The 7,462-nt window shown below is 30.0% G+C and carries 8 protein-coding genes and 1 pseudogene; all 9 read right to left on the minus strand.

Going from position 1 to position 7,462, the window contains the following annotated elements; translation table 11 throughout:
* A pseudogene (locus tag Q0C58_RS10565) lies at positions 1-404 on the minus strand (ATP synthase F0 subunit A); the annotation flags it as partial.
* 96 nt (positions 405-500) lie between these two features.
* Positions 501-887, minus strand: coding sequence for a DUF6168 family protein (locus tag Q0C58_RS12460; RefSeq protein WP_366841640.1), 387 nt, complete (start codon positions 885-887; stop codon positions 501-503).
* Positions 880-1,101, minus strand: a complete 222-nt coding sequence (locus Q0C58_RS10570) for an AtpZ/AtpI family protein (protein WP_290701142.1) — start codon at positions 1,099-1,101, stop codon at positions 880-882. The genes Q0C58_RS12460 and Q0C58_RS10570 overlap by 8 nt, the downstream gene beginning before the upstream one ends.
* Positions 1,073-1,474, minus strand: coding sequence for a polymer-forming cytoskeletal protein (locus Q0C58_RS10575; protein ID WP_290701149.1), 402 nt, complete (start codon positions 1,472-1,474; stop codon positions 1,073-1,075). The genes Q0C58_RS10570 and Q0C58_RS10575 overlap by 29 nt, the downstream gene beginning before the upstream one ends.
* A 28-nt stretch (positions 1,475-1,502) precedes the next feature.
* On the minus strand, positions 1,503-4,049 hold the full coding sequence (locus Q0C58_RS10580) for a tetratricopeptide repeat protein (RefSeq protein ID WP_290701154.1): 2,547 nt from the start codon (positions 4,047-4,049) through the stop codon (positions 1,503-1,505).
* 128 nt (positions 4,050-4,177) lie between these two features.
* Entirely contained in the window at positions 4,178-4,885 is a 708-nt protein-coding gene (locus tag Q0C58_RS10585) for an ABC transporter ATP-binding protein (protein WP_290701159.1), read from the minus strand.
* Positions 4,886-4,891: 6 nt separating this feature from the next.
* Entirely contained in the window at positions 4,892-6,364 is a 1,473-nt protein-coding gene (locus Q0C58_RS10590; protein ID WP_290701162.1) for a DUF5687 family protein, read from the minus strand.
* A 46-nt stretch (positions 6,365-6,410) separates the two neighbouring features.
* The gene (locus Q0C58_RS10595; protein ID WP_290701165.1) at positions 6,411-7,100 is read right to left on the minus strand and encodes a hypothetical protein; all 690 of its coding nucleotides are present in this window, start codon (positions 7,098-7,100) and stop codon (positions 6,411-6,413) included.
* Positions 7,101-7,107: 7 nt separating this feature from the next.
* On the minus strand, positions 7,108-7,462 hold a 355-nt coding region (locus Q0C58_RS10600), incomplete at its 5' end, for a hypothetical protein (RefSeq protein ID WP_290701168.1).

Here is a 7,462-nt window from a genome sequence, read left to right on the forward strand (position 1 = left end):
TCTGCATCATAGCTTACTGTTGTAGCTCCTGCATCTAATTCATGAATTTTAGAATGTATTTTTACAAATTTTGAACCATTTTTCTCAACTATTACGCTTCCATCGTCATTATGATGAAATTCTGAAGACATAAAAGTTGCTAATCCATTACTAGACCATAAAATTACAGGTAAAGGAAAACCAACATGCTTACGCTCTCCTTCATCGCTTGTATAAGAGAATAATGAAAAATCGTGAGAATCTTGAATGTGGTGAAGAATATAATCTTCAACCTCCTTTTTTGTATCTACTTGACCACCATCAGACTTACCGTCATTAATAGGAGTATCTGCCATTGCAAAAGAACTTGCAAAGAGCATTGCGATAAGGACGAAAAATTTAAAAGTTTGTTTAGCTACCTTCATTGTTAAAAAAATCAAAAAAACTGTGTTTTTAAATTCCGTGCAAAGGTATGCAATTATTTGAAAATAAAATTAATTTTTTTCTAATAACTTTTTATGCTATTTCTTGTTTAAAACCTTAACAATAAAATAGACTTCTAAAAACAAAAAAAGAAACAGTGGAATTAAGAGATTTAAGCTCTCTATTTTGGTTAATTTTTCAGTTTGAAAAAGGATACTTTTAAAAGTTATTCCAAAAAACATAAACTTATTAATAAGAGTAAAAATATAAATAAAGCCTAGTTGTGCAGACCATCTTTCAGAATTAGAAAGTAGTACAATAACAGTACTAATTAAAAACGATACAACGCAATGAAATACGTAAATATTTAGTAAAGAGAATTTTAATTCTATTTCACTACTGTATAAAATGTAAGAATGTAAAGAAAAAGCAATTCCTAATAAAACTATAAAAGAGAGTAAATAGGCGGTGATTTTTTTAATCATTGTCTTTAGACATTTTTAAAACTTGGCTAATGACTAAATATATAGCAGTAAAAACAGCAAGTAGCGTAATTATATTTTCCCAATAAAAGGTTTGGTATTTTACATCTAACCATTTGCCTAGTAAATTACCCAACCAAATAGTGCCTCCCATTTGAAAAGCAACTGATGTAAACCTTAGGTAAGGACTAGGCTGTTTTTTTTGCTTTTTTGTCACCTTTAATATCTTTAACTGAAGATTTCATAACGCAAGACACGTTAAATGTAGCTCCAGGTTCTACAGATAGTTTTTCTGTTATTACATCACCTTCAATGTGAGCAGAGGCTTTTAAGGTTAGTGTACCTGTAAGCTTTAATTTCCCTGTAAGTTTCCCTTCAAAATAGGCGTTATTACTTTCTAAAGAGCCTTTTATTTCTCCTGTTTTGCCAACTACAACTTTTCCTGGTGTTATAACATCTCCTTCTATAATACCATCTATTCTTATGTCGCCTTCACTAGAAAACGTACCAACTATTTTAGTGCCTTTGGCTACTATATTTTGAATTGATGAACTTTCGTTTAGTTTGCCTTTTTTATTATCAGAAAACATTGCTATTAATTTTAAAGATTGTGAAAATTTATTGATTTGCAGTATAGGCTTCTAAGTTTTTATGTATTTGAAGCGTTCTATAATTATTAGTTGAAATTCCAAAAAACGGACGTTCAATTTTATATTTTAATTCTGAAGGAAATAGAGCTGTAAAACCTTTTGCTGTTTCTATACTTCTTAATCCGTGTACAACTATAAATGTTTGATATTTACTGTAAACATCTATAGATGTTGACATATTATTGTATTCTGCTTTACTTATTGTTTCGTCTAAGGTTTTCTTAAAAACTTCTATTTCTATTTTAGCATTACTTGAAAATTGATATACTACTTTACATTTTGTAGCGCTAATATCGTCTTCAAATTCTGATTTTTCTAATCCTTTTATAGACGTGTTTAAAATAGATTGTGCTTGTACACCTTCTTCTGTATTGGCATAATTTACGGCAACATTATTTATGGCTTTTTTATAGGCATCGAATCCTTCTAATCGTCCTTTTGCAAAGGCTTTTAATAATTCGAATTTTGGTACAATGGCATCACCTTCGAGCGCTACAATATATTTTTCGCATTTTACAATAACTGCCTCGAATTCTTGTGCTTCAAATTGCTTGTAAGTGTCTTCGTAAATGCTTTCTGGACTGCTTTCGTCTTTTGCTAAAGCTACTTCTGGATTACTTAAAATTTGTGCATAACGAGAGTCTGGATATTTAGAAATTATTTCATTTTTAAGAATCTCTACTTCTGCAGTTCTACCTTGAATTTCATACATCTTTAATAAATTGTATTTAGAAGGTAGAATTAAACGTTCTTCTGGATTGTTTTCTAATAAATCTGTAAATTTAATTTTTGCTAGGTCGTATTCTTTAAATTTCTCCTTGTATATTAATCCCAATTGATAATAAGCAAAATTGCGGGCTTTAGAAATACTATCGATTGCTTTTTTTTCTGAAGGAATTTGTGCTAAATAAAATGCAGAATCTAACAGTTCATCTTCTTCCGCATTTGCAATAGCTGTGCTAGAATTATTTTCTATTTGATTTACTTTTTTACCACTTGACCACCTCCAATTATCTTGATTTTCTCTTTCTCCCCAAATACGCTGAAACTCATTTTTACCATAAGCAACCGTTTGGTCGTTATAAAAATAAAATGTTGAAGCTCCTGGATTTCCTCCTTTAGGTTTAAATGCTCCACTTTGTTGTCCTGCACTGTTTTGTGCTAGTCCTGCTTTTTGTGTTTCTATGGCTAGACGTTGGGCTTCTTTTTCTTTTTCAAGCTTTAATTTGGCTATATAGTTTTCGAAAAAAAGTTTTCTGTCTGGTACATTCATGTTAACTAAACGTAGAATACTATCGTTTACTTCGGCTACTCCTTCATAATAAATAACATCGTCTAGATTTTCTCTTTTTCTTTTAATGGTTCTAAATGGTTTACTGTTTTCTACCATTTTAGTCATTGTACTATCGTAATATGCTCCAGCTACTCTGTAGTTGTTAGTATCAAAACTCATATCACCAAGCATCTCGTAGTTTCTTGCCATTAAAATTTTGTCTGGAGAATTGGTTCTAATCGATTTGTTGTAATAAGCAATACCCAAAGAATCTGAGTTTTGGTTTACGTGATACGTTGCCAATTGATGGTAAATTTGATCTAAGAATGGTCTATTCTCTCTCTCTTCTTCCAATCTTGTTAAAAGAGCACTAAACTCCAGTTTATTTCCTTTATCGTAATCGAAATTTTTAGCTTTTTCTATGTAAGCACTTATTAGGTATTTACGTGGAATTTTTCGGTTTAAATCAATTACTCTGTCAAATGCTATGTTTGCACTGTCTTTGTCTTGTAATGCATTGTATAACTGACCTTGAATAAAATAATATCGACCTTCTTCAAATGGTATTTTTGTAGATTCTGCAGCAATTAAAATTTGTGTTAATGCGCTGTCTAAAGATTTTGTATTAATATAAGCCTGAGCCATAGTAGAAGTAGCGTCTGCTAAATCCTGACCTTCTAATTCTTCTTGTTCTAAAAGTGTTTTAATATTTGTTATAGCCAGCTCATCGTTATCCAAACGCATATTGGTTTTTTCTCTCCAAATTCGTGCTTGTCTAATATTACTACTTGCTGGATATTTGTATAAAATGTAGTTGAAAGCTTCTAAAGCTGGCACAAAACGCTGATCGAAATAACGCGATTTCCCTAATAATAAATACGCTTCGTCTATTTGTGGATTATGTTCTTTACCTTGAATATTCATGCCATGTTTTTGTATGGCTTTTACTGCTTTGTCTTCTGCTCTGGTAAAATTTTCGTTTTTAGACTGACCAGGTAATACAATTTCGTCTTGAATTTGCATACGCTCTACTGGTAAAACATCCCAATAGTTGTCTTGATAAGCTTGGTTTAAAGTTTCTCTGCCTTTTTCTAAAGCAATATTACCATTATATAAAACATTATATTCTGTGGTTACAGCATGGAAATTCCTGTTAATAAAAGTGTCTTTTTTACGTGAGCAACTTGTTATTACCAATGCAGAAACTGCTATAAGTAGGATTGATTTTTTTACTATTTTCAACGGTGTTGTATTTTAGTCTAATTAGATAACTTTAAAGTTAAACGATTATTGTTAGCTATTAGATAAGCACGTAAAAATAAGCAACTTTTTTGGATTTACTAAATATTGGCAATAATCCTACTTTAAAATTAAACCTCTGCCACTCCAGAAAAATGCGCTTCCAACTCTTTTAAAGTTGCTTCGCTTGTGGCTAAATCTTTTATTACTTCACCTTTTTCTAAAACCACAATACGCTCGCAAACGTCTGTAACATGCATTAAATCGTGACTTGACACTAAAACAGTAACACCTTTGGTTTGTGCTAAATCTTTAATAATACCTTTTAATCTAATTTGTGTTGTTGGATCTAAATTTGCAAAAGGCTCATCGAGAATAATAACTTCTGGGTTACCAATAAGTGCTGCTACAATGCCTGCTTTCTTTTGGTTTCCTTTGCTTAAATCTCTTAGGTATTTTTTCTTATTTAAAATTTCATCATGGAAAAAGTCTTCGAATTGAGCCAAAAGTGCATCAACTTGCTCTTTATTTTGTCCACGAAGTTCTCCAATAAAATAGAAGTATTCTTCGGGAGTTAGGTAGCCAATTAAAAATGTTTCATCTATAAAAGCTGAAGTAAATGGTTTCCAGTCTTCACTTTCACTAACTAATACATTATTATTTTTTATATGTCCAGTTGTTGGTTGTATAAGGTCTAATAATAAACTAAAATAGGTTGTTTTTCCTGCACCATTATTGCCTACTAGACCAAAACTTTGTCCTTTTGGTATGTCTAGATTTTCTATATTTAAAACGGTAACATCGTTATACGTTTTAGAAAGGTTTGATGTTGTTATCATAATTTTTTAGTTCTTTTGTTTGTATGCAGCTAAGGTTTTATACTTTTCTGCTTTGTAAATTTTTTCTATTATACCGAAGACTTTATTCTTAAATAAAAATCCAAATACGCCTGAAACTGCTACTAAAATAAAGCCTAATACTTCGCCATGAGCAAAGTGACCTATTGCATAAATTACCACTGGTAAAATCAATTTAGGCATGGTTAATAAAAGTGTTTTTAAATTGAATGCTTTTTTATCTCCAAAAGCCTTTTTGTTAGACGATAAGTCTATTGGTGTTTTAATATATGCGCCTCCCCAAAGTACTACGTGAGAATTTACACCTATGTTATAAATTGCTCCAACTACTACTGCTGCATATGCTTGCCATCCAAAATATAAATAAAATGAAGCTAAAACTGTAGATATTATAGTTGCTATTACCATTAAATACCATTTGGATTCTAAATATTCTTTATAGCGAATGTTCTGGCTCATCATTAATGGATAGTAGGCACTGTCCCAGCTTGGTACAAATTGCCCAAAACTAAATAGAAAACCTCCAGAGACAAAAATACCTGCGAAAATGCGCCAAAAAGGACCATCGTAAGCCTCTACAAATCCTGTAAAAAATAGTAGTCCGTAGAATATAAACAGCACACTCATAAACACAGTAGTCTTAGAGCGTTTATTTCTTTTTATTAGTTTAATATCGTTTTTAAGGAATGTTGAAACGCTTCCAAAACGATTTAACCATGTCATGTTATCAGTTTCTGCTATGTTTACTTTTTTAGCCAATCCTGCATCTAAATAGAAGTTTTTTCTAAAATAACTAAAGGCCATTTTATACAAAACAAAAGCAGAAATTATTGGAATAATTGCCAAATATGGTTGATTATAAAAGGCTTGAAAAATGGGTTGTGTAAATTGAGTGATATCGAAAACATCGTAATAGTATAAAGCACCAAGTGCAATTAAAACTCCAATAACCGAGTAGAAAACAGCATCTTTATTGTTTACAAAAATATTTATAAAGTTATTACAATAAAACAATCCTAAAATGGCTAAATGCCAACCTATAACTCCTAAAGGATTGTAACCTTTAATGATTAATACTATTGAAAATGGAATAAAAAAGAAAGCATGTAGGATATTAAAAAACGAAATTATTGTTTTATTAATACCAAAATTTACTACTTGGTCCTTTTTTAAAGGCAAATATAATAGTGGTTTAATATTTACAATAGGCATTTTTTGAAGAAAATAACGCATTGCTAGATCTCCAACTAAATAGAAAATTAGAAATTTATTAATGACCACTAATGGATCTTGTTTCATTTTTTCTTCAATAATGAAATAGCTTCCTGCTCCTAAAGCAGCAAAGATTGCAATAAAGTATAATGCACCAAAAATCATTAAAATTTTAAGTGCTAAGTTTACCTTAAAAGAAGCTGATCTAAAAAAGGATTTCCATTCTAAGCTAATAAAATGTTTAATCATAGTATTTGGTTTGGTTTAAAGGTTAGTATCCATAGTAACCTTTTTGTTACAAAGAAAATTCTGGATAGGTTTCGTTTATTAGTTTATCGGCTTTGTTTGGAAGTAATTCTAGGCTTATATAGTTTATTAAAACTAGAAATGTAAATAGAAAAGAAAAACCAACAATAGCAAAAGTACTGCTTGAAAATTTTTCTGAAAGACTAAAAACTGGATGAATTTGAGATAAAAATATAAACATTGTTCCACCTGCCTGTTTAAAAATCATCTCTTCTAAAATCCACTTTTTATTAGATTTTACTTTTCTACGTTTAAAAACCTTATTTAATTGATAACTTTTAACACTACACCAAACACCTATTAAAACATAAAAAACTACCGCAAAATAATTGGCATAACTAGTTGTAAATGATATGTAAAACATTAAAAATAATGTAATTGTTAGCGTAATTTGTGGTAAAGCAAACCATTTTTTAAGTTCAGTCCATAAATAACGCATGTAACGTTTATTCATCGCTTTTTGCTTTTGTTCTATTGGTTCCATAAAACCAAAAATACCAAACTTTTTAAAAGCTTTTGTTTTTGCATCTTCAAAAGAGAGTTTTGGTTCTTTTTGCCACATTACTTCTATATCGTTTGCTAAGTGATCGACGAGTTCGGTTTGTAAATCGTAGTATTCTACAAAGTGGTTTTTTGTAAAAGTGTATAGGTCTTGTATTTGAGAATTGTTTAGTTTCATTTTTAAATTATACAACCGATTTATACTTTAATATATAGCCTCTAATTACTTTGCATGTTACTTTTACAAAAACATAAATAAGTACAATACAAGTAGTAAAAGCTACAGAAATAATAATATTATCAATCCCTTCTGTTATTTTGGGTCTTACTACAATAGAGATTAAGTGAATTATTTGAAATAAGATTCCAAAAAGGAAAGCTAGACGTTCTACTCCAGAAAACCTATCGAGATTAAGAATTTTAGAACTAAGAAAATAAATAATTACTAATGGTATCATTGAAAATAATGGAATAGTAAATATGTTTTTAATTATACTTGCATTAAGTTCACCAAGTGTGTAATATGATAAGATAGCAATA

Source organism: Lacinutrix sp. (assembly GCF_023299985.1).
Lineage (GTDB): Bacteria > Bacteroidota > Bacteroidia > Flavobacteriales > Flavobacteriaceae > Lacinutrix.

What these genes read in the sequence shown, in the direction of transcription:
- Q0C58_RS12460 (WP_366841640.1), bottom strand. Translation starts at nt 887, where the DNA reads ATGATTAAAAAAATCACCGCCTATTTACTCTCTTTTATAGTTTTATTA.
- Q0C58_RS10575 (WP_290701149.1), bottom strand. Translation starts at nt 1,474, where the DNA reads ATGTTTTCTGATAATAAAAAAGGCAAACTAAACGAAAGTTCATCAATT.
- Q0C58_RS10585 (WP_290701159.1), bottom strand. Translation starts at nt 4,885, where the DNA reads ATGATAACAACATCAAACCTTTCTAAAACGTATAACGATGTTACCGTT.
- Q0C58_RS10590 (WP_290701162.1), bottom strand. Translation starts at nt 6,364, where the DNA reads ATGATTAAACATTTTATTAGCTTAGAATGGAAATCCTTTTTTAGATCA.
- Q0C58_RS10595 (WP_290701165.1), bottom strand. Translation starts at nt 7,100, where the DNA reads ATGAAACTAAACAATTCTCAAATACAAGACCTATACACTTTTACAAAA.